A 21781-nucleotide genomic window follows, 5' to 3' on the forward strand; every position below is an offset into this window, starting at 1 on the left:
GCGCTCGCCGGCAGCGGGAATGCCCGATGGCTTCGAGGCGATTGTCGAAAACCTGAAAGACGGTAGTCACTGCGTCCCGCCTGTGGTTCGCCGAAGAGGGGCATGATGGGAAACAGGCGGATGCCGACGGAATAAGAAGATTGCCTATGTGTCGTCCCTGCTTACCGATACTCGCGCGACCCATCATGGAAACGTCGAGAGTGCATCTCAGTTAGCGGCTAGCGGCGCTATATGCAAATGGACATCGCCATCATGCGCAGCGCGGGCCCAGGGAGACTAAGTTGGCAAATTTGTTGCGCAAAGCCTTTGGCTGTGTTCATCGCTCGCTTATACTTCTCTACACCGTCCACGTCAGTTGCACGCATAAATTTCTCTAAGATAGAAAGTACGGACGAGAGGATCGTGCGCTGAACTAGGCTGATTGATTCTCCATTCTGGGCGTGCTTAGATACTCTGCCAATAACGCGAAAGCAGCCGTCCGTTAATTTCGCCTTCATGGATAGTGCATCGAAATCACTGACGTCAACATCGAGAACGCCAATCTGGCGTTGCGTATCAGGATCCACCATAATCATTTCAAGTTGCCCGGATTTCAAATAATCCGTCTCGAGATCATTAAGGATTCTGGATACCAGTGATTCATATTTTGTTAGGTCATTTTTGATATTCTTGTTGAAGATCTGTGGATTAAATTTGTCGCCAAAATTTTGCAATACCTGCACTATTAATGGCGTTGAAACTTTGATGGCTTCGATTATTGAGTAAAAATCGATGGGCCTTAGAATTGCATTCAATTCAATGAATTTATCCCTGGGTGGGATTTTTTCTATATCCAGATCTTTGATTATATATTCTTGCTCGTTCAGTGCATCGATGAGCGACATATGCAATCCGCCCATCGTATAACGTCGAGCAGTCTTACTAACTTCTGATTTCTCTCCACCATGTTCGCCGGAGAACGAAATGGGGGATATGAGTTCGCTCAAGAATTTTAGGCCGACGGTCAAATTTTTTCTGCTTTTTGTGGTTTGGGACTGAGAAATCTCAGCCTCCATGGTGACCCCCTTAAAGACGTATGCTGCACAGTTAAGAACCATCTTTTCGTTCAGGTATATCGGCTCAATGTACAGGTTCATGTCTGGTCCTTTTTAATTTGATCAAAATGATGCCGTGTAGCCCCGCCTCGATTTTTTGTGCCAGATAGGAGCGTCGGTCGGAACTATCAGGTCGTGCTCGCAGTATCTCGGGCTTGCGGTCTGAGCTAGTGTCCGGGGGGGCATCCGGTGTCAGTTAGTAGGTGCCCGTGCATAGGTTATGGCGTAGTGGGCTTGAGGAGCATACATTACTACTACCTATCGTCCGCCACATTGGAGCACGGGCTCTGTCCGAGGCCGCCTATCACTTCACCGTCCCCAGTACCTCGCGCACGGTCCCGAAGATCCTCGCAATCTGTTCCTCATCGATGATGAGCGGCGGCGAGAACGCCAGAATATCCCCCGTATAACGCACGAGCACGCCCGCTTCGAAGCATTTGACGAAGACCTCGTACGCGCGCGCCCCCGGCGCTCCGTCGCGCGATTCGAGCTCGACACCCGCCACGAGCCCGAGGTTTCGCACGTCCTTCACATAAGGCGCATCCGCGAGCGCATGGGCGGCGCGTTCGAACTCGGGCGCGAGCCGCGCAGCGCGGGCAAACAGATCTTCCTTCGCATAAAGATCCTGTGCGGCGACCGCAGCCGCACTGGCAGCCGGATGCGCCGAGTAGGTATATCCATGGAAAAGCTCGATGCCTCCCGGCATCCCGCTATCGACGATCGCATCGTGCACGGCGCGGCTCGCCGCCACGGCGCCCATCGGCACGGCCGCATTGTTGATCGCTTTCGCGAGCGTAATGAGATCGGGCGTCACCCCGAAAAACTCGCTCGCCGTTGCGCGCCCGAGCCGGCCGAAGCCCGTAATGACTTCGTCGAAGATCAGCAGGATGCCGTACTTCGTGCAGATCTCCCGCAGTCGCTGCAAATAGCCCTGCGGCGGAATCAGCACTCCCGTCGATCCTGCCACCGGCTCCACGATCACGGCTGCAATCGTCGACGGATCGTGCAGCGCCACGAGCCGCTCCAGCTCGTCCGCCAGATGCGCGCCCCAGGCTGGCTGCCCTTTCGAAAACGCGTTATGCCCCAGATCGTGCGTATGCGGCAGATGGTCGACATTGCCGAGCAGCGAGCCCGAAAACGTCTTGCGGTTCGGCGCAATGCCCCCTACCGAAATGCCGCCGAACCCCACGCCGTGATAGCCGCGCTCGCGCCCGATCAGCCGCGTACGCTGCCCCTCGCCACGTGCCCGATGGTAGGCAAGCGCGATCTTGAGCGCCGTATCGACGGCCTCCGAACCCGAATTGGCAAAGAAAATCCGGTCCAGCCCGGCAGGCATGACGGCCGCCACCTTTGCGGCAGCTTCGAATGCGAGCGGGTGCCCCATCTGGAACGTCGGCGCAAAATCGAGCGAGCCGGCCTCGCGCTGCACCGCCGCCACGATTTCGTCGCGGCAATGGCCGGCGTTCACGCACCAGAGCCCGGCGCAGCCATCGAGCACTTCGCGGCCGTCGGCCGACCGGTAGTACATGCCGTGTGCCGAAACGAGCAGGCGAGGCGCCGTCTTGAACTGACGGTTCGCGGTGAACGGCATCCAGAAATTCGACAGATCGTCGGACGCGTGGGAGGTCACGGTATTTCTCCTGTTGGGGTTCGAGGCCGGGCGAGCACGCAAGCGGCGGGCCGCGACGCGGCCGATCATGCGACTCTAGCTCCCGTCCCCAGCCCGTGGACATGCACAGTTCATGGGCCGGATCGGCAACTGTGCTGTTAATTTACCGCTAACTGTATTGGAATGGCGCCCGGGCTTTGCGCGCTACCGCGGCTGAGCGCCTCGAGTGCTTTCGCCGGACTTGCGTGTTCGGCCGGCCGGACATAACGGGCTGCCCGCCCCGATCCGTGCGGGGCGAACGGGGCGGGCTCGTGCCGAGCAGGCGGGGAAGACTAGGTCAACTCGTACGTCCGCCCGGGCTTGACTTCTTCGGGCACCGGTTCGTCGCACAGTTCGAGCAGCGTGCGCTCGATGTTGCGTGCCATGGCATCGAGCGCAAGCCCGTTGGGCACCGGCTCGAACGGTTCGGAAATCTCGCTGGCGATGGCCTCGAGTGCGATCAGCGTATAAGCGACGAATACGGCAACAAGCGGTGTGAAAAAGCCGATCGAATCCACGAGTCCGAACGGCAGCAACATGCAGTAGGCGTACACGGTTCGGTGCAGCAGCACGCCATAGGCGAAAGGAATCGGCGTCGAAGCAATGCGTTCGCAGCCCCCGACCGTCTTCTCGAGTTCGTTCAGCTGCGCATCGAACATCCACAACTGCGTGTCCGAGATCAACGCGCGGCGCTGGAGCCCAGCGAGCAGGCGGCGGATGTCGTTCAGCACCGCGATCGGCCGGAAGTGTTTCTCTTCCAGCGCGAGCGCGCGCCCCACGCCCACGAGGCGCACGAGATCCTGCATCGGGTCGGTTCTGCGCAATTGATGCTTGAACGCGTAGACGAACGCAATCACCGATCCGGCGAAGGACACGCGCTCGAAGCCTGGTGCCGTATCAGGCACATAGGCAATCATCTGCGACGTGAGCGTGCGCGTGGCGTTGAGCACTTCACCCCAGATCTGCCGGGCTTCGCGATAGCGTTCGTAGCTCGCGTTATTGCGAAATGCGAGAAAGATCGTGAGCGCGACGCCGCACAGCGTGAACGGTGCGGTATTGAGCGGAATTTTCTCGCCGAATATCCGCCCGTCGGTGGCCACCGCGATGCCGCCGATTATCGCCATCAGCGCGAGTTGCGGCAGAATCGACCGCAGCACGGAGCCGCGCCAGACGAAAAGCAGCCGAAACCAGTGCTGTGTGTCCCTGACGATCATGGTGCGCCCGCTTTCGATAGAAGCAACGTGAATCAGGCTGCGGCAGCCACCGCGGGGGCCGCGGCCCGGTGCAGCAAGACGGGAATCGACTTCGAGGTCGGCGTGTTGCAGACGTCGGCCACGCTCGAAAGCGGCACGAGCGGGTTCGTCTCGGGGTAATACGCGCCGATGCACCCGCGCGGGATGTCGTACTCCACGAGCAGAAAGCCGTCGGCGCGGCGCTCGATGCCGTCGTCCCAGACCGTCGTCAGATCGACCCGGTCGCCGGGCTCGAACCCGAGCATGTCGAGGTCGGCCCGATTGATGAAGACCACGCGCCGCTGACCGAACACGCCGCGATAGCGATCGTCGAGCGCATAGACGGTGGTGTTGTACTGATCGTGCGACCGCGTTGTCATCAGCACCATCACGCGTTCGCCGTGGCGCTGCCGCGCGCGCGCAATCGGCGTATCGCGCTCGATCGCATGCGCAATGAAATTGGCCTTGCCCGTGGCCGTCTTCCAGTCGCGCTCGCGCGAAGCCACACGCAAATGGAAGCCGCCCGGCTGCGCAATCCGCTCGTTGTAGCGGTCGAACCCGTCGATCGATTCCTCGATCGCGTCGCGGATCCGCGCGTAATCGCGCGCCATCCAGAGCCAATCCACATTGCCGCCGCCGAGCGTCGCGTGCGCCATGTGGGCGACGATCGCCGTTTCCGACATCAAATTTTTCGAGGCCGGCTCGTTGAGCCCATAGGACACATGCACCATGCTCATCGAGTCCTCCACCGTCACGCCTTGCGACACGCCGTCCTGCAGGTCGATTTCGGTGCGCCCGAGCGTCGGCAGAATCAGCGCGTCCTTGCCGTGCACGAGGTGGCTGCGGTTGAGCTTCGTCGTGACGTGCACGGTCAACGCGCACGAGCGCAGCGCGTCGAACGTGCGCGGTGTGTCGGGCGTGGCCATTGCGAAGTTGCCGCCAAGCCCGATCAGCACCTTGACGCGGCCGTCGAGCATTGCCTCGATCGTCTCGACCACGTCGTAACCATGCTCGCGCGGTGGCTCGAACCCGAACACGCGGCCCAGGCGGTCGAGGAACGCCTGCGTCGGCTTCTCCTCGATGCCGACCGTGCGATCGCCCTGCACGTTCGAATGCCCCCGCACCGGGCACAAACCCGCGCCCAGGCGGCCAATATTGCCGCGCATCATCATGAGGTTCGAGAGCATCTGCACGGTGGCCACGGCGTTCTTGTGCTGCGTGATGCCCATGCCCCATGTGGCGATAACCCGCTGCCCCTGGGCATAAATACGCCCGAGTTGTTCGATTTCTTCACGCGCCACACCGGATTCGGCTTCGAGCAACGGCCAGCTTTCGGTGCGCAGGTCGGCGGCGAACGCCTCGAAACCGGACGTGTGCTCGTCGATGAAGGCGGTGTCGAGCACGGGCGCCTCGCCGTGGGCGCGGGCTGCGTCGTCGAGTTCGAGCACGTGCTTGGCGATGCCCTTGATCAGCGCGAAATCGCCGCCCACCTTGGGCTGGACGAAGACGGAGGCGAGCCGCGTGCTCGAGAGCGTCAGCATCTCCACCGGATGCTGCGGGCTCCTGAAGCGCTCGAGGCCGCGCTCGCGCAACGGATTGATCGAGACGATCGTGGCGCCGCGGCGCGCGCATTCGCGCAGCTCGCCGAGCATGCGCGGGTGGTTCGTCGCGGGATTCTGGCCGAAGACGAGGATCGTGTCGGCATGCTCGAAATCGTCGAGCGTGACCGTACCCTTGCCGATACCCACCGTGCCCGGCAGGCCGCGGCTCGTCGCTTCGTGGCACATGTTCGAGCAATCGGGGAAATTGTTCGTCCCGTACATGCGCACGAACAGTTGATAAAGAAACGCCGCCTCGTTGCTCGCGCGCCCCGACGTGTAGAACGCGGCTTCGTCCGGCGAATCGAGCCGCCTCAGGTGCGAGGCGATCAGCGCAAACGCGTCTTGCCAGGCCACCGGCTTGTATTTGTCGGCAACCGCGTCGTAGATCATCGGGTCGGTGAGCCGCCCGTGCTGCTCGAGTTCGTAATCGCTTTGCGTCAGCAACTGCGCAACCGTATGGGCTTCGAAGAACGCGGGCGTCACGCGCTTGCTCGTTGCTTCCGCCGCCACTGCCTTGACGCCGTTTTCGCAGAACTCGAAAGTGGACGAATGCTTGCGATCGGGCCACGCGCAGCCCGGGCAGTCGAAACCGTCCGGCTGGTTCTGCTTGAAGAGCGTGCGGTACTTCCCGCCGGCCACGCGTTCCTTCACGAGATTGATGGCCACTTGTTTCAACGCGCCCCAGCCGCCGGCGGGTTGCGTATAGGGTTCGATGTGCCCCTGTGCTTTGAGCTTTTCCATGATTCGATTCTTTTGCTGACGGCTCACCCGCTTGCCGGGTGGCCGTCGGGTGGTCGCCGGGGGGCGCCGGGTGCTATTACGCCGCGATGAATCGAAGCTTAAGGGCAATGCCATGCGACCAAAGCGCACACATTTGCCTCTGAAAAAAGAGCACAGTTCGAATATGATGCGATATGGACGAAAACTGTGCTCCATAACGGTGCGCAGCGAACGCATGAAACTCTACGAAAAGCTCGCCAAGGACATCGACGATCTCGTCAAACGGGGTGTGTTTCGGCCCGGCGACCGCATTCCTTCGGTCAGGCAGACGAGCCAGCATCGCCAGGTCAGCGTCACCACGGTCATTCGCGCCTATTTGCTGCTGGAGAGCCGCGGCGTGATCGAAAGCCGCCCGCAATCGGGGTACTACGTGCGTGGTACCCAGCGCGAGCAGGTAGCCGAGGACACCACGAGCCTGCGCATATCGCGTCCGGTAGCGGTCTCTGCCAAGGTGGACGTCAGCCGCCTCGTGCTTTCGACGCTGCGCTCCATCGGCACCGGCGAGGCGATTCCGCTCGGCTCGCCGTATCCCGACCCGCGGTTGTTTCCGTTCGAGAAGATCAACCGCTATGCCTACAACATCGGCAAGGAGAAGGCGAGCTGGGGCGTGACCGACGATCTGCCGCCCGGCAACCCGGGCCTTATTCGCCAGATCGCGCGGCGCTACCTGCAAAACGGCATTGCGATCGACCCGGGCGAAATCGTCGTGACGGTGGGCGCAACGGAGGCGATCAATCTGTGTTTGCAAGCTGTCGGCAAGCCAGGGGATACCGTGGTCGTCGAATCCCCGACGTTCTACGCGATGCTGCACGCGATCGAGCGGATGGGCATGCGGGCGATCGAGGTCGCCACCGATCCGCAGCACGGCATCGATCTCGATTCGCTCGAGCAGATTCTGAAAAAGCGCAACATCGCGGCCTGCATGGTCATGCCGAACTTCCAGAATCCGCTGGGCTTCCAGATGTCCGACGAAAAGAAGCAGGCGCTCGTGGCGCTGGCCATGCGCCACGACGTGCCAATCATCGAAAACGACGTCTATCACGAGCTTTATTTCGGCGAGGCCCATCCGAGCGCCCTGAAGTCCTATGACACGCAGGGCATCGTGCTGCACTGCGCGTCTTTTTCGAAAAGCCTTTCCGCGGCGCATCGCATCGGATGGGCCATGCCGGGGCGGTATCGCGAGCAAGTGGAGAAGCTGAAATTCCTCAATACGCTGACCACGCCCTCGATTCCGCAATTGGCCATCGCCCAGTACCTCGAAAACGACGGCTACGAGCGCCATTTGCGGCGCGTGCGCGCGCTTTATCGCCAGCAGGCGCGTTTGACGAAGACGATGGTGAGCCGGTTCTTTCCCGAAGGCACGCGCACATCTCAACCGATGGGCGGTTACGTACTCTGGGTGGAATTGCCGAAAAAGGTCGACTCGATGAAGCTTTATCGCGCGGCCCTCGAGCACGGCATCACGATCGGGCCCGGCTACATGTTTTCGGCATCGGCGAGCTACAGCAATTTCATCCGGCTCAACTACAGTTACGCGTGGTCCGCCGAGATCGAGGATGCGCTCGTCACGATAGGGAAGATCGTCGCCCGGCTCGCGCGATGAATGCGCCCAGCGGTATCGGCATTCGATACATCTCGTACCGGCTCTCGTGACTTTAACGGGTCTTATCGTCGCTGGTTCGGGGTACTAAATTGCTCGCCTGGCGCAAATGTGTGCAGCAAGGAAAAGGAGAAGAGGACCATGAAGCGGGAACGTCACGCAAAGATCGTCGCCACGCTAGGGCCTTCGAGTTCCGATCCGCAGACGATACGGCGGCTCTTCGATGCCGGCGTGGATGTCTTCCGGCTCAATTTCAGCCACGGCAGCCATGACGATCATCTGCAGCGGCTGCGGCACATCCGCGAGATCGAAAAGGAAACGGGCCGCCCGATCGGCGTGCTGCTCGATCTTCAGGGGCCGAAACTGAGGCTCGGCACGTTCGAGTCAGGCAGTGTCGTGCTGTCGCGCGGCCAGCGCTTTCTGCTCGATACCGATCTCACGCCCGGCGATGCCTCGCGCGCGCCGCTGCCGCATCCGGAGATCTTCGCCGCTATCGAGCCCGGCTCGGAACTGCTGCTCGATGACGGCAAGGTACGGCTGCGAGTCGTCTCGAAGGGGCCCGATCGCGCGGAGACGACGGTGATCGTGGGCGGGCGCGTTTCCGACCGCAAGGGCGTGAACGTGCCGGGCGTCATGCTGCCGATCTCGGCGATGACCGGCAAAGACCGCGAGGATCTCGCGTTCGGCCTCGAACAGGGCGTCGACTGGGTTGCGCTCTCGTTCGTACAGCGCCCGGAGGACATCGACGAGGCACGTGCCATCATCGGCGATCGCGCGTGGATCATGGCCAAGCTCGAAAAACCGCGCGCGATCGATCATCTGGATGCGATCGCCGCGCGCTGCGACGGGATCATGGTCGCGCGCGGCGATCTGGGCGTGGAGCTGCCGGCCGAGCAGATTCCGGAGCTGCAGCGGCGCATCGTGCGCGTCTGTCGCGCAGCGGGCAAGACCGTGGTGGTGGCCACGCAGATGCTCGAATCGATGACGGAATCGCCGGTGCCCACGCGCGCGGAAACGTCGGATGTGGCCGGTGCGATCTACGAAGGCACGGATGCCGTCATGCTTTCGGCGGAATCCGCCAGCGGGAAATATCCGCTCGAAGCCGTTTCGATGATGAACCGGATCATCGCGCGTGTGGAGCTGGATCCGGAGTATCGGGCAGGCATAGACGCCTCGCACACGCCGGCGCAGTCGACAGCCGCCGATGCGATCTGCTGCGCGCTTCGTACGGTCGTTCAACTGATCGCTCCCGCGGTCACGGTCACCTGCACCTCTTCGGGTTTCACGACGGTGCGGGCGGCGCGCGAGCGGGCGCCGAGCGCGATCATGGCTCTTACGCCCTCTCTGGCGGTGGCCCGGCGGCTCGCGCTCGTCTGGGGCACGCATCCGATTGCGTTGCGTACCGCGCACGATGTCGACGACATGATCGCGCTGGCCTGCGACACGGCCCGCCATGAGGGGTTCGCGAATACCGGCGATTCGATCGTCATTGCAGCCGGCTTGCCGTTCGGCGAGTCGGGGACCACAAACCTGCTGCACATTGCCAAGGTGGGCACCTGAGGTGGCGCAGCGCCGGATAACTAAGCAGGTTTTTCATTTCGCCGAAAATTTTTTTGGCGGCCATGTCGATTTCGGGTTGGCTCGTTCGTCGTCAGGATAGAGCCGCACGAATGCGGGCAACGGGTGTTGCCGTGCGGCTCCCTTACCGACAACTTTCAGACAGGAGCCATCGCCATGACCACCTCGACCGTCAAGCCGATCCCCGAAGGGATGCACACGCTCACGCCGCAGATCATTTGCGCGGGCGCATCGGACGCCATTGCCTTTTACAAGGAGGCGTTCGGCGCAACGGAGCTGATGCGGCTGCCGGCGCCGGACGGCAGAATCATGCATGCGCAGGTGAAGATAGGGGACTCGGTCGTCATGCTCACCGACGAGATGCCGGAGCACGGGATGATGGGGCCGAAGGCGCTCAAGAACACGCCCGTGAGCCTCTATCTGTATGTGGAGAATGCCGACCGCGCGTTCGAACGCGCCGTGGCGGCCGGGGCGAAGGTCATCATGCCGCTCGCCGATATGTTCTGGGGCGACCGCTGGGGGCATCTGGAAGATCCGTTCGGGCACCGGTGGCATATCGCTTCGCATATCCGTGACGTTCCGCCGGAGGAGATGCAACGCGCGGTCAAGGAGGCGAACTGCCCGGGTTGAGGCCGTAAAGCGGGTGGTAAAGCGGGTGGTAAAGCGCGGGCGGTAAAGCACGCACGGACGGCGGTTGACGCTGCGGGCGCGCCCGCAGCTTACCGGTTGGGAGCCCGCGACATCGGGCAGCCTATGGCGGTGGACGAGCCGCTACCATCGAATCAACGCGGATCCCCATGTGAAACCTGCTCCCATTGCGGGAGTCAGGACGAGATCGTCTTCCTTTATGCGGCCGTCCGCGACGGCTTCCGCCAGCGCGAGCGGGATGGACGCGGCGGACGTATTTCCGTGATGGTCGAGCGTCAACACGATTTTCTCCATCGGCAATTGCAGCTTTTCCCCCAACGTCTGAACGATGCGCCGATTCGCCTGGTGCGGCACGACCCAGTCGAGATCGTCCTTCGTCAAGCCGTTGACCGTCAGCGCTTCCTGGGACGCCTCTGCGAGATTGACGACAGCATGCACAAAGACGTCGCGTCCTTCAAGATGCATTGTTCCGGCGGTTTGAGTGGAAGACGCTCCGCCGTTCGTGCGAATCTTGTCCTCGTGCCGCCCGTCGGAGTGCAGATGAGTGGACAGGATGCCTTTGAAGCGGGCGCCTGTCCGGCGCTCGGCGCGTAATACGACGGCGCCGGCACCATCCCCAAAGAGTACGCAGCTGTTGCGGTCTTTCCAGTCGATGATCCGTGACATGGTCTCCGCGCCGATCACAATGGCCGTACGCGCCTGACCCAGCCGTATCATGTTGTCGGCAACCGACAGCGCGAAAACAAAGCCGGAACAGACGGCCTGCACGTCGAAAGCGATCCCGCCCGTCATGCCGAGGGCGGCCTGCACGCGGCAGGCGGTCGCGGGCACAGTGCGGTCCGGCGTACAGGTAGCCACGACGACGAGGTCGACGTCCTCCCCCCGGATGCCGGCGTTTCCCAGTGCGGATACAGCCGCCGCAATGGCGAGATCCGACGTGTTCTCTCCATCCGCCGCCACCCGTCGTTCCTTGATGCCGGTGCGTTGGACAATCCACTCGTCGGACGTATCGACCATCATGGCCAAGTCGTGATTCGTCACCCGACGCTCGGGAAGCGCCGAGCCGCAACCGACCACCCGGGAGCCCCAGATCGTCGCTGCGTTGGCGGGCGGCGCTGTACCGACAGAGCCATTTATTTCGCTCATTTCTCGTACTCCAGTGAGTGGCGTTGAGACTGCTGCCGTGCCGTATCGTTGCGGCTACCAAGTCCCCACGTCCCCGGTGGGGCCGCTCGACTTTTCCGCATTACCCGATTGCCCGGCATTCTGGAGGTCGATCTGCGAGACAAGATATTCGGCGAGCGACGCGAAAGTGGGGTAGTCGAACAACGTGGTATCGCTGATCTTTATCTTGAGCCGCTCCTCGAGGAAGAACGCCAGCTCGACGGAGTGCATCGAATCGAAGCCGGCGTCGTCGAACGTCTCGTCGAGGTCGGAAGGCACCTTCAGATTGTTTGCTTCGGTCCACTCCTGGACCCATGCGAGGATCTTTTCCGTAGTCATCTTGGTGCCATTCATGGCAGGGGTTTGAAGTTGGTCGCTCATCGCAGTTGCTCCGGAAAATGGGTGAGGGGGAAACGAGTTGGTCGTCGTCAAACAGTCTGGCTATGCTTCCGTTCCACTATCGAAGAACTTCGCCAGCCCGCGAGCAGAAGGAAGGCGAACGATGGAATCGTGATCGTCGTCGAAGGCATTCAGCGTGATCTCGCCGTTGGTCATCTGGCGCAGGCGCGTCATAATCTGTTCGCCGGAGGTATCCGCCTTGCCGCGCACGGCGAGTGCATACTGCATGCTCGTACGCACGAGCCGGGGCTGATGCAGGGACAAGGCTGCCGCGCTCGACGCGTGACGGCGGGCGATGTGTGCGAAGAGCGTCGGGTTTGCGCGACGACGGACATCGGACAGTGCGAAGTCACTGTCCAGCATCGCGTCGAAGCGCTCGTCAGCGAGCAGTTTCTCGACAAGACCCGGCCCCTCGTCGCAATCGAGCGCGCTGACAATCGTTCTCAGCCGACTGGCGAATTCCCCGTCGTAGAGCGGGCTGTCGACGATCAGAAGCGGCGGCGAGTCGACGCCCTCCGATTCCCACTGCGCCGCCATTTCGTGTGCGACCAGACCACCAAACGACCAGCCGCCCAAGAGATCCGGGATCCGGCCAGCCACGCCGAGAAATGCGGAACGATATAGCGACGCCAACTGCTTGACCGATAGATACTTGATCGCGTGGTCCTGGTCCGAATAGGGGTGCCGAACCGCGATGATGGACGGATCGCCAGGCCATACGGAAGCGAGATCCCGATAGCAGAAGACGTCTCCGCCGACGGGATGGACGAGCGCGATGACCGGTCCGCTCCCTTCCCGCAGCGATACCACCAGGGCACGTGCATCGATTTCGCCGAAGCTGGTGTCCGATGGTTTGCTTGCCCGATCCGCTTTCGACGACGCGAAGTAGCGCGCCAGCGTTACCACCGATGCGCCTCTCGCGAGCAGGGACACCGGCGGCATTTTTCCAAAGGCTTGATGCAGGCGCACGCGTAGTTCTGTTAGCGCAAGCGAGTCCACACCCTGACCGGCAAGCGGCAGCTCGTCCACGAGGTTGACGGTGTCCGGTGCAACCGACGCGGCGATGGAACGGACGGTGGCAAGAAGCTGTCCTTCGTTCCCGCTCGTGGAAGGATTCTCTGCGCTATGGCCTGCGTGCGCGAATGCCGAGGGGCTGCCAATCCGCGTCGGGATTGCGCCGGTTTCATATAGGGGCTTCTCTCCGTCGCGGGCGGCCATGACAACTGGCGTGCGTTCGGGAAACGGCAGTTCGAATCTCTCGCCATCGAACCGGTAAGCAGGCAGCTCCACGGGCGTGGGCGCGTTCCCGTACATCGTTGCCCACGCAATCGGGTGTCCCACGCTGTAAAGACGTGCGCAGGCATGGGCAAAGCCGGTCATTTCGGGTTCGTCGTCGCCCTCCGGCCCATCAGCCAGCGACGAGATAGCGCATTGCCCGTCTCCTCCGGCGGCCGCGCGCGCCAATTTCGACAGTGCTGCGCCGGGTCCGACCTCGATGAAGGTGGTCCGGTCGTCGAGTGCGGCGTGCAACGCCTCGTGAAATCGCACGGGCTGCTCGACCAGGTCCAGCCAATGGTCGATTGCCGTAATGCTGCCCGTCGCGAGTTTTCCAGTCAGGGTGGAGGCGATCGGTATGGCCGGCGGCGCGAACGTAAGCGGTGCCAGTGCCTGCCGGAAGGCTTCACGCATCGATCGGAGCATGGGAGAGTGGCCGGGCGTATCGTACGTCTTCAGCAAGGAAACGCGCTTGCCCAACGCCACCATGGCGTCCTGGACCTTTGCTATGGCTTCTTCGGTGCCGCTTACGACCGTCTGATCGGGGCCGTTCATGCCGGCAATGAAGAGCTCGCTACCAAACTCGAACTGCCGGGACAGCTCCTCGATGCTGGCGGCTACCGCGAGCATCGCCCCTCGGGGCGTCTCGGTATCGAACAGCCGCCCACGCGCCTCGACAGCCTTCAGCCCATCCGCGAGTGTCATGACACCGCCGATAACAGCGGCTACATGCTCGCCGAGCGAATGCCCGAGCAGAAGGTCGGGATGTTTGCCGAGTGTCATCCACGTGCGGGCCAGCGAAAAGCAGACGATGAAATGGGCCAATTGGCCCGGATGGTGGCGAACCGCCTCGGGACTGCGACCCAGGATCGCGTTCAGCACGGCCTTTGCCGTGTCGTCGTCGAGTTCTCGAAGACACGCGTCCGCGAATTTCCGGAAGATCCCGTTGCCGTTATAGAGCCCTGCGCCGCCCCCTGGCTGCCAGGCACCTTGACCCGGAAACAGGAATGCAAGGCGTGGCTTTTTCGGTGGATCGCCTGCATGCCATTTGCCGGACGGATTGGCGTCGAGGAAATCGTCGATTGCTTCCAGGAAGTCCTCTTTCTTTGCGCCGACGAATGCCACCCGATATCCGAAATGGTCCCGTCGGGCGCTCGCCGTGTAACAGATGTCGCGCAGCGACGCGTGCGAATCCGTCAACATGTCCCGATAGGCGGAGGCAAGCCGTGCCCTTGCCTGGGCCGAGCGGCCTGAAACCGTCAGGACGCGCTCCCTCTCGGCTCCCGCGACAACCTGGGATGGGTTCGAGTGGGAGGAGAGAATCAGATGGACATTGGTCCCTGTAATACCGAAGCCGCTGACGCCGACCATCGCGTTGTCGCCCTCGAGCGGGCGACCGTGCCGAGGGATGTCGAGTTGCGCACCGTCCCACTGGAATCGCGGGTTTGGCGTCGCGAAGTTCACCTGGGCCGGTATGTAACGATGGCGCAGAATAAGAATCGCCTTGATGATGCCCGCCATGCCGGCTGCGGCTTCAAGGTGACCCACCTGTGCCTTGACCGAGCCCACCAGGATAGGCTTTTCCCTGGCGATCGAACGGGTGTATACGTTGCGCAGCGCCGTCAGCTCGATTGGATCGCCTAACGACGTGCCGGTGCCGTGTGCCTCGACGTACGCCACCTCTTCGGGGCGCGTACCGGCGCGCGCCATCGCGTGCCGGATAACGGCTTCCTGTGCGGCTCCGTTTGGGGCGGTCAGGCCATTGCTCGCACCATCGCTGTTGATGGCCGAGCCTGCCAGCAGAGCGTCGATCCGATCGCCATGCTCGAGTGCGTCCTCGAACCGCTTCATGACGATGACACCGCCTCCTTCGCCCCGGATGTAGCCGTCGGCGGCCGCGTCGAAGGGCCGACAGTTGCCGGAGGGCGACATCGCCTGAAGCCGGGCGATGCCGATCGTCTCCTCAGGGCCCAGGATCAGGTTGATGCCGCCCGCGATAGCCAAGTCGCAATCGCCGGTCCGCAGGCTCTGTGCGGCAAGGTGAATGGCGACGAGCGATGAAGAGCACGTGGTGTCGACGAATACGGCCGGCCCGCTCAAGCCAAGTACGTGCGCGACGCGCCCCGGCGTCATCGCACGAAGGTTGCCGAGCTTGGAATACGTGGTGATAGCCGAAGCGTTGCCGGACCAGAACGTTCGGCGGCCGTAGTCCGCTTCGCCCGCCGTCATGAAAACGCCGACTCGTTTGCCCCGCAACTGGCTGGGCGCGACGCCGGCATTTTCCAGCGCCTCCCATGTCAATTCGAGCATCCACCGCTGCTGGGGGTCCATCTCGGCGGCCTCCGCAGCCGAGATGCGGAAGAACCGGTGGTCGAAGCGGAATGGATCGGCAACGTAGCCAGCCACTCTGGAATAGGTGGTGCCCGGTTCGTTCGGGTCGGATGAATAGTACGCGTCGATATCGAACCGCTCGGGCGGGGTCTCTTGAATTGCCGACAAGCCCGAGTTCAGGAACGCCCAGTATGTGGAGGTGGAAGATCCTCCTCCAGGAAACCGGAGAGACATCCCGATGATGGCCATTCGCCCAGCGTTTGCTTTTGACGTGTCCATAGTGTTCCTCGTGCCAGGAGCCGGTATTTCGAAGATCAAGGGCGGCTCGCCGCAGCCACGTCGTCAAGGTTGCTTGCCTGCACGAGTACAGCCATGTTTCCGGGCAGGTGCTGGTTCGTTCGGATCCTTGCGTGGGCATCGGGCAACCGGTTCCACGGAAAGACTTCGGAGAGGCAAGGATCGATGCGGCCACTCATCACGAGCCGGTTGGCTTGGGCCGCCTCCTTCAGGGTGGCGAAATGGCTGCCCTGGATTCGTTTCTGGCGCATCCAGATGTATCGAGCGTCGCAGGCAAGTTCGTATCCGCTGGTCGCTGCGCAAAAGACGACCATGCCGCCGCGTTTGACGACATAGCACGACGCTGCGAACGTGTCCCGGCCCGGATGCTCGAACACCATGTCCACGTCGCGCTTTTCGCCCAGCGCGTTCCAAATGGCCTTGCCGAATTTCTTTACGTTCTCGATATATGAAGCGTATTGCGCTCCGGAATCGAGGGCGGGCGGGGCGCCCCAGCATGAAAACCGAGAGCGGTTGATGACGCCCACGGCACCGAGACTTTTGACGAACGCCGCCTTGGAATCGTCCGAGACCACGGCGACGGGGCGGGCACCCGCCAGGGCGGCCAGTTGGATGGCCATCGTTCCCAGCCCGCCGGCCGCGCCCCATACGAGGACGGACTGTCCCGGTGCGAGCGCATGTGGCTCTCGAACGCGCAGCGGCGCTTTCTTGTCCGGCTTGTCGAATACGCGGTGAGCGACGATGCGTTTCTCGTCGCCCTGCTGATCGTGCCGCTGCTCGATTTCGGACAACAGCGTCCTATTCCCGATGTCGACCTGCGTGCCGTCTGCGGGTTCGATGCCAGACGTTGGACGGACGCCGTCAACGAACTTGTGCGCCTGGGTGCGCTTCAGCGGTCGCGGGCGCGTCTGCCGGCCAGGCGCGTTTCCGCTTTCCGGCTCGGCAGCCAGTTTCGGCCGCGTTTTGTTCACGAGGCCCGCGAGGGACGGCATGACGATGCGCTCGTCTGACGCGTTCGCATCGGCAGGCGCCGAGAGCCGGCTCTTCGAAGCTGCGTTGGACGCCCACCGTCGCAGCGCGCTCTCCGATGCGGCTCGGCATTATCGCGCGCTGCTCGAACTTGTACCGGACCACGCGGCGGCACTCAATAATCTCGGCGCGCTGCTCGAGCGCACCGGTGACGCGATCGAGGCGCAGCGTTGCTATCGCACGGCGCTGCGCCTCGATCCGGACTACCTCGACGCGCACTACAACCTGGGCCTGCTGCTCCATGAGCAAGGTCGATTCGAGGAGGCGCAAGCGTGCTACCGAAACGTCATCGCCCTCGCGCCCACGCATGTGGCGGCGCATGTCTATCTTGCCGGGCTATTGCAGGAAACCGATCGGTTGGCCGACGCGGAGCCGCTTTACCGGCGCGCGGTGTCGCTGAGCCCGAACGACGCGCTCGCGCAGCACGGACTGGGGCTTTTCTTCGTGGCGAGCGGGCGGGAAGAGGAGGCCGAGGTCTGTCTTCACGAGGCATTGCGTCTTGCTCCCGATTTCAAAGACGCTAATGCCGCGCTTGCTGCGCTGTTGCACCGCCGACAACGCTATGCGCAGGCTGAAGCCCTCTACCGCCGGGTGCTGTCGCTCGATCCAGGTTCGGTCGAGGCGCTGAACAATCTCGGCCGGCTGCTCCACGACGCAGGGCGTTTGTCGGAAGCCGAGCGCTATCTGCGGCAAGCACTCGAAGCCGCACCCGGGCGCACACCCACGGCTTTCAATCTGGGACTCGTTCTGCTCGCGATGGGGCGCTATGAAGAAGGCTGGCCGCTCTACGAGATGCGGTACGGCGAGTCGCCATACTGGGGCGATGAATCGCATTGCCATGCGCCGCCGGTTTTGCCGTTTCCACAGTGGGGCGGCGAACCGCTGGAGGGCAAGTCGCTCGTGGTGTTCGGCGAGCAGGGTTTGGGCGATTGTGTGCAGTTCGCCCGATACATGCCGATGTTGAAGGCCAAGGGCGTGTCGAAGCTGACGCTCGTTTGCCCACGGACGTTGTGCCGTCTATTGCAAACGATCGAGGGCGTCGACGCTTGCCTGCCTGACGATGACGTATCGCAACTGGCGGAGCACGATTATGCCTGCCTCGTGATGAGCCTGCCGCTGCGCATCGGCACGACGCTCGCGACAGTGCCGGCCGAAGTGCCGTACCTCCACGTCCCGAAGGCCGAGGCAAAGCGATGGAAGCGACTCGTCGGCCCGGGGCGTTTGAGTGTCGGCCTGGTCTGGGCGGGGAATCCGCGTCCGGACATGCCAAGCGCTAATGCGGTCGATCGTCGGCGCTCTTTGAACGCCGCGGCGTTCGCGCCGTTGCTGGACGTGCCGGGCGTCGCGTTCGTCAGCCTGCAGAAAGGGGAGGCGGCACGCAGCCAGATCGCCGACATACGCGCTGCCCTGCACCCATGCGACCCAATGGCGGAGGTGGAGGACTTCGCCGACACGGCGGCGATCATTTCAACGCTCGATCTCGTCATCACCGCTGACACGTCGGTCGCGCATGTGGCTGGCGCGCTCGGTAAGCCCGTCTGGATCCTGTGCCGCTTCGACGGTTGCTGGCGGTGGCTTTCGGGGCGTGACGATTCACCGTGGTACCCGTCGGCAACGCTTTTCCGGCAGAAGACGCCGGGAGATTGGGCCGGCGTCATCGCCGAGGTGCGCGCCGCACTCGAGCGGCAGGTGTGCGCACGAAGCATTTCCTCCACGCGGTTCGCTGAAGTCGCGCTGCCAAATGGTAGAGACGTTGGCAGCGCGAATCCCGGACTATCTCGATCGATATGACATGGACATCTCTTACGAAACCGATGCGCTTTGCCATGGCGCGCTGCTCGGACTGCTATGCGGCGGTATTGGCGTTCCGGCGCTGAGTTATGCGTTCGAGGAGCTCTCAGGGTTCCCGGCCGATGATTGGAAGAGTGCGGTGGGATCTGTGCTCGTCGTGGCCGCGATCATCATCGTGCCGCTTCTGGTCAAGTTGAAAAAGGCGAAGCGCGCGGTGGATCTGCCCGTCGACTCGGGCCGGGTGGTGGCGAGTCTCCATGGGAGGCTGGTGGGCGTCGCCGTGGGGGCGCTTTTCGGCATCGCAATTCTGACGAGATGAGGCAGGCGGCATGACACCCGATTCGCCATCCTCGGCCAGCCGCGTTCGCGTGATCTCGCTGCCCACGGCTCAGGCTAGACGTGAGGCGTTTGCCCGGCAAAATACCGCGCTCGACTACGTCTTCCATGACGCGATCGACGGCCGTGCGCTCGTACCGCCGGAACATCGCGACCTCTTCGCGGATGGGCTCGACTACAGCCCGGGTGCGTACGGCATTGCCATGACCACCTGGCAGTTGTGGAAAGCGGTTGCCGAGGACGGGCAGACCGTCACGATCGCGGAGGACGACGCCATCTTCCGGTCAGACTTTCAGGACACCATGGCGGGCCTGATGCGGCAATGCGAGCCATTCGATCTGGTGACGTGGGGCTACAACTTCGATTCGGTACTTCGGCTGGCAATGTTCGATGGTCGTGTGCCTTGCGTTACCGCTTTCGACCAGAACCTGCTGCACGGTTCGATCGATGCCTTCCGGATGGACCGGTGCCCGGTCGTACTGATGCGCCTTCTGGAGTTCTACGGCATCTGCGCCTATTCCATCAGCCCCCAAGGCGCGCGGCGGCTGCTCGAACGTTGCTTTCCCCTCGGGCCCACCACCTACCCGTCTGCTTCCTTACAGCGGGGCGTTCCCAATGTCGGCATCGACGTCGCCATGAACAGCCACTATGCGGACCTTCGTTGCTTCGCCGCGTTTCCGCCGATGGCCGTGACGCCGAATTTCTTCGATACGTCTTCCATACAGAACCAGAATCAGAACCGAACGTGACGACCATTCGGCAATGCGGCGTCCGCTCGCCGTCAATTTGATGTCCTCTCACCGGAGAACGATATGAGCATTCCTAGCGAAACCGTCACCGAATTTACCGGCAAGGCGACATCCGACATCGATGCGACGCGTCATCGCACGGAGGGTTCGGCCGCGGGCGGCGAACTGCCGCCCGCGACAGTCGTGGCCTTGCACGACGTTCCGGCCACGTCGCATCACGGCAGCCAGCGCGCGTCCAAACCCGCGGACATAGAGGAAGTCGCCGACCGGATCCTGGCGAACGCACTGACACCCGTGCAGGTCTTCAGCAGCTTCGAGTACGAGATCAACCTGCTTTTCGAACCGGCATCGCTCGGGTTCTACGTGGTGCTGAGTCATGCCGGCACGATCCGCCGCGCACTGCAGTGCGCGGCGCTCGAGGGCGCGTGTCAGGCGTTCCGCCACTTCCAGGAGCAAATCCTCGTGTGGTGCGAACTGGAGCTGCGGCGCGTACAGATCGATGCCCGCAACGCACAGCTCGCTGCCTTGTTCAACGATGCGGTTGCCGAGGCTGAGCGGCTGCGCGCGGATATCGAGCGCAGTGGCGCGCTGGTTCACCTCGTCAATAGCCGGCAGCAGGTACTGCGTCGCGAGGTGGCACAGTTGCAGGCGCAGCGTATCTCCACCCAGGCGCAGTTGGACCGTCAGCTCCGGCAACTCGCCCAGCTACGTCTGTGCGCGGCCGGAGGAATACCGCGCAACCTGCGGTAATGGGTGCGGCTACGGTCCGGTCCACGGCATATGAAGTCGGGAGCGTTGGCTCCGGCGCGTAACGATCGGAAAACAGCAGACTCGATGAGAGGCGAGCATGACCATGAATCCAGCTACGCGCCGTGGCGAACGCGGGGATGTTGCAAGTTGCGCGTTGCCCGCGCAAGTACCGGCACCGGCGCTCACGCTGCCGATCGGCAAAGTACGCGCACTATCGATCGAGCATCACACGGCACTGGCTATTCTGCGCGCGGGACGGGGAAGCGCGGACGCAGCCGCCTGCCTGCTGCGTACGGTTTCCCTGGCTTACCTCATCGAGAAGCTGGAACGTGCACGGGCCAGACCGAGGCCGTATCGAAAGGCGGAGATCCTGTTGGAGCGATGCGTCGTGGAGGCGGAACATAGCGGCAAGTGGTGCTTACCGGAGGAGTACGTGCCACCGGTCGCCCAAATTCTGGCTGTGCACGACGCGCAGCTCGCCCGCGTGCCGCCCCCTGTTTATGCGGAAGCCTGGGAACGTTTCGCCCGCGTGGTGGCGGGCAATCACGGCTCGCCGATCCCGGGGCGATGAGCTTGGCGCCTCGATTCGAGCAAGAGCCGAATCTGTCCGGCAAAGCTCCGGCGCAGTGTCGCCCCATAGGCCGTCGGCGTGGCGAGCGAGACCTCTCAGTCATGAGAGGACACACTGATGGAACCGGTTCCTCCCGCTTGTTGGGATTGCCACCGCCGGAGGTTGCGCATCAGGGTTCTGCGATCGACGTTCAACTGCTGCGCCACGAATTGCGCCGAATGCCGATCCAGCAGGGCGGTGGCGTGTTCGCATTGTTCCTCGTCGAGCGCTAACGGCCGACCGATCCGCTTGCCGCGAGCGCGTGCGGCGGCGACCCCCGCCCGGGTCCGTTCGCTGATCAACCCTCGCTCGAATTCGGCGAGGGCCGCCAGCATGTGGAAGGTGAACCGACCGGCGGTTGAGCGCGTGTCGATATACTCTGTCAAAGACACGACCCTGACTTTGCGTTCCTCCAGATCGCCCATGATGGCAGCTAAATGGCGAAGGGAACGTCCGAGGCGGTCCAGGCGCCATACGACAAGCGTGGTCCCGGGCTGGGCCGCCAGCAGCGCGTCCCGTAGTCCGGCGCGATCGAACCGGGCGCCTGAAACACCCTGATCCGAATAGGTCACGTCACACCCGTACGAGGCCAATGCATCCAACTGCAGACTCAGATGTTGCTCGTCTGTCGATACCCGCGCATATCCTATTTTTTCGATTACAGACATTCCCCTCTCCACCTCGGCAGCGATAAATGCGTCCGCGTCGCCTGCATCTTTGCTTTACAGGATTTCGATACGATCCTGGTGCTTTCGATCCTGCATAGCCGATCGATTGATCGAAAGGCGAAGCGCACCGACGCGCGGTACCCATATTCATCAGAGGAAATGGTCAAGGAACCCCGGACCGGTTCACTGCCGGTATGTAAG

At 62.6% G+C, this 21781-nt stretch carries 18 protein-coding genes; 9 read left to right on the forward strand and 9 right to left on the reverse strand.

All coding sequences use genetic code 11. From position 1 onward, the window contains the following. Positions 1-227: 227 nt before the first annotated feature. The 4 genes from U0034_RS26330 to U0034_RS26345 all read right to left on the reverse strand — a co-directional run bounded on the left by U0034_RS26330 (position 228) and on the right by U0034_RS26345 (position 6316). On the reverse strand, positions 228-1136 hold the full coding sequence (locus U0034_RS26330; protein ID WP_085228801.1) for a DUF6414 family protein: 909 nt from the start codon (positions 1134-1136) through the stop codon (positions 228-230). Positions 1137-1398: 262 nt separating this feature from the next. Further along, positions 1399-2685: an aspartate aminotransferase family protein gene (locus tag U0034_RS26335; RefSeq protein ID WP_233211833.1), complete on the reverse strand. Its 1287-nt coding sequence runs from the start codon at positions 2683-2685 to the stop codon at positions 1399-1401. A gap of 350 nt (positions 2686-3035) precedes the next feature. Then, positions 3036-3956 (reverse strand): bestrophin family protein, encoded by a 921-nt coding sequence (locus U0034_RS26340; protein ID WP_085228803.1) that lies wholly within the window; start codon positions 3954-3956, stop codon positions 3036-3038. 32 nt (positions 3957-3988) lie between these two features. After that, a complete protein-coding gene (locus U0034_RS26345; RefSeq protein ID WP_085228804.1) occupies positions 3989-6316 on the reverse strand; it encodes an FdhF/YdeP family oxidoreductase in 2328 nt (775 codons plus the stop codon). Between the two features lie 214 nt (positions 6317-6530). Between U0034_RS26345 and U0034_RS26350 the strand changes: the two genes are divergently transcribed. The 3 genes from U0034_RS26350 to U0034_RS26360 all read left to right on the forward strand — a co-directional run bounded on the left by U0034_RS26350 (position 6531) and on the right by U0034_RS26360 (position 10163). Then, complete coding sequence (locus tag U0034_RS26350; protein ID WP_085228903.1) at positions 6531-7958, forward strand: aminotransferase-like domain-containing protein; 1428 nt, start codon at positions 6531-6533, stop codon at positions 7956-7958. Between the two features lie 138 nt (positions 7959-8096). Next, positions 8097-9515: a pyruvate kinase gene (pyk, locus tag U0034_RS26355; protein ID WP_085228904.1), complete on the forward strand. Its 1419-nt coding sequence runs from the start codon at positions 8097-8099 to the stop codon at positions 9513-9515. A gap of 174 nt (positions 9516-9689) precedes the next feature. Beyond that, a complete protein-coding gene (locus U0034_RS26360; protein ID WP_085228805.1) occupies positions 9690-10163 on the forward strand; it encodes a VOC family protein in 474 nt (157 codons plus the stop codon). Positions 10164-10304: 141 nt separating this feature from the next. On the opposite strand, the gene U0034_RS26365 is transcribed toward U0034_RS26360, so the two are convergent. The 4 genes from U0034_RS26365 to U0034_RS26380 are packed head-to-tail and all read right to left on the reverse strand — an operon-like array spanning position 10305 to position 16267. Further along, positions 10305-11327, reverse strand: a complete 1023-nt coding sequence (locus U0034_RS26365; RefSeq protein WP_085228806.1) for a beta-ketoacyl-ACP synthase III — start codon at positions 11325-11327, stop codon at positions 10305-10307. A 54-nt stretch (positions 11328-11381) separates the two neighbouring features. After that, positions 11382-11726: an acyl carrier protein gene (locus tag U0034_RS26370; protein WP_085228807.1), complete on the reverse strand. Its 345-nt coding sequence runs from the start codon at positions 11724-11726 to the stop codon at positions 11382-11384. A 60-nt stretch (positions 11727-11786) separates the two neighbouring features. Continuing rightward, positions 11787-15668 (reverse strand): type I polyketide synthase, encoded by a 3882-nt coding sequence (locus U0034_RS26375; RefSeq protein WP_244142491.1) that lies wholly within the window; start codon positions 15666-15668, stop codon positions 11787-11789. Next, a complete protein-coding gene (locus U0034_RS26380; RefSeq protein ID WP_233211825.1) occupies positions 15665-16267 on the reverse strand; it encodes a zinc-binding dehydrogenase in 603 nt (200 codons plus the stop codon). The genes U0034_RS26375 and U0034_RS26380 overlap by 4 nt, the downstream gene beginning before the upstream one ends. A gap of 57 nt (positions 16268-16324) precedes the next feature. On the opposite strand from U0034_RS26380, the gene U0034_RS26385 reads away from it, so the two are divergent. The 6 genes from U0034_RS26385 to U0034_RS26410 all read left to right on the forward strand — a co-directional run bounded on the left by U0034_RS26385 (position 16325) and on the right by U0034_RS26410 (position 20873). Further along, positions 16325-16657: a hypothetical protein gene (locus U0034_RS26385; RefSeq protein WP_233211826.1), complete on the forward strand. Its 333-nt coding sequence runs from the start codon at positions 16325-16327 to the stop codon at positions 16655-16657. Then, positions 16638-18467 (forward strand): tetratricopeptide repeat protein, encoded by a 1830-nt coding sequence (locus U0034_RS26390; protein WP_085228809.1) that lies wholly within the window; start codon positions 16638-16640, stop codon positions 18465-18467. Before U0034_RS26385 ends, U0034_RS26390 begins: the two co-directional genes overlap by 20 nt. A 1-nt stretch (position 18468) precedes the next feature. Further along, positions 18469-18786 carry a hypothetical protein gene (locus U0034_RS26395; RefSeq protein ID WP_085228810.1) on the forward strand — a complete coding sequence of 106 codons (318 nt, stop codon included), beginning with the start codon at positions 18469-18471 and terminating at the stop codon, positions 18784-18786. 10 nt (positions 18787-18796) lie between these two features. Further along, positions 18797-19552, forward strand: a complete 756-nt coding sequence (locus tag U0034_RS26400) for a glycosyltransferase family 25 protein (protein WP_085228811.1) — start codon at positions 18797-18799, stop codon at positions 19550-19552. Between the two features lie 63 nt (positions 19553-19615). Next, positions 19616-20302: a DUF2968 domain-containing protein gene (locus U0034_RS26405; RefSeq protein ID WP_085228812.1), complete on the forward strand. Its 687-nt coding sequence runs from the start codon at positions 19616-19618 to the stop codon at positions 20300-20302. A 97-nt stretch (positions 20303-20399) separates the two neighbouring features. Beyond that, on the forward strand, positions 20400-20873 hold the full coding sequence (locus U0034_RS26410) for a hypothetical protein (protein ID WP_085228813.1): 474 nt from the start codon (positions 20400-20402) through the stop codon (positions 20871-20873). A gap of 95 nt (positions 20874-20968) precedes the next feature. On the opposite strand, the gene U0034_RS26415 is transcribed toward U0034_RS26410, so the two are convergent. After that, the gene (locus U0034_RS26415) at positions 20969-21580 is read right to left on the reverse strand and encodes a recombinase family protein (protein ID WP_085228814.1); all 612 of its coding nucleotides are present in this window, start codon (positions 21578-21580) and stop codon (positions 20969-20971) included. Positions 21581-21781 lie beyond the last annotated feature (201 nt).

The sequence above is a fragment of the Trinickia caryophylli genome (assembly GCF_034424545.1).
GTDB classification, from domain to species: Bacteria; Pseudomonadota; Gammaproteobacteria; order Burkholderiales; family Burkholderiaceae; genus Trinickia; species Trinickia caryophylli.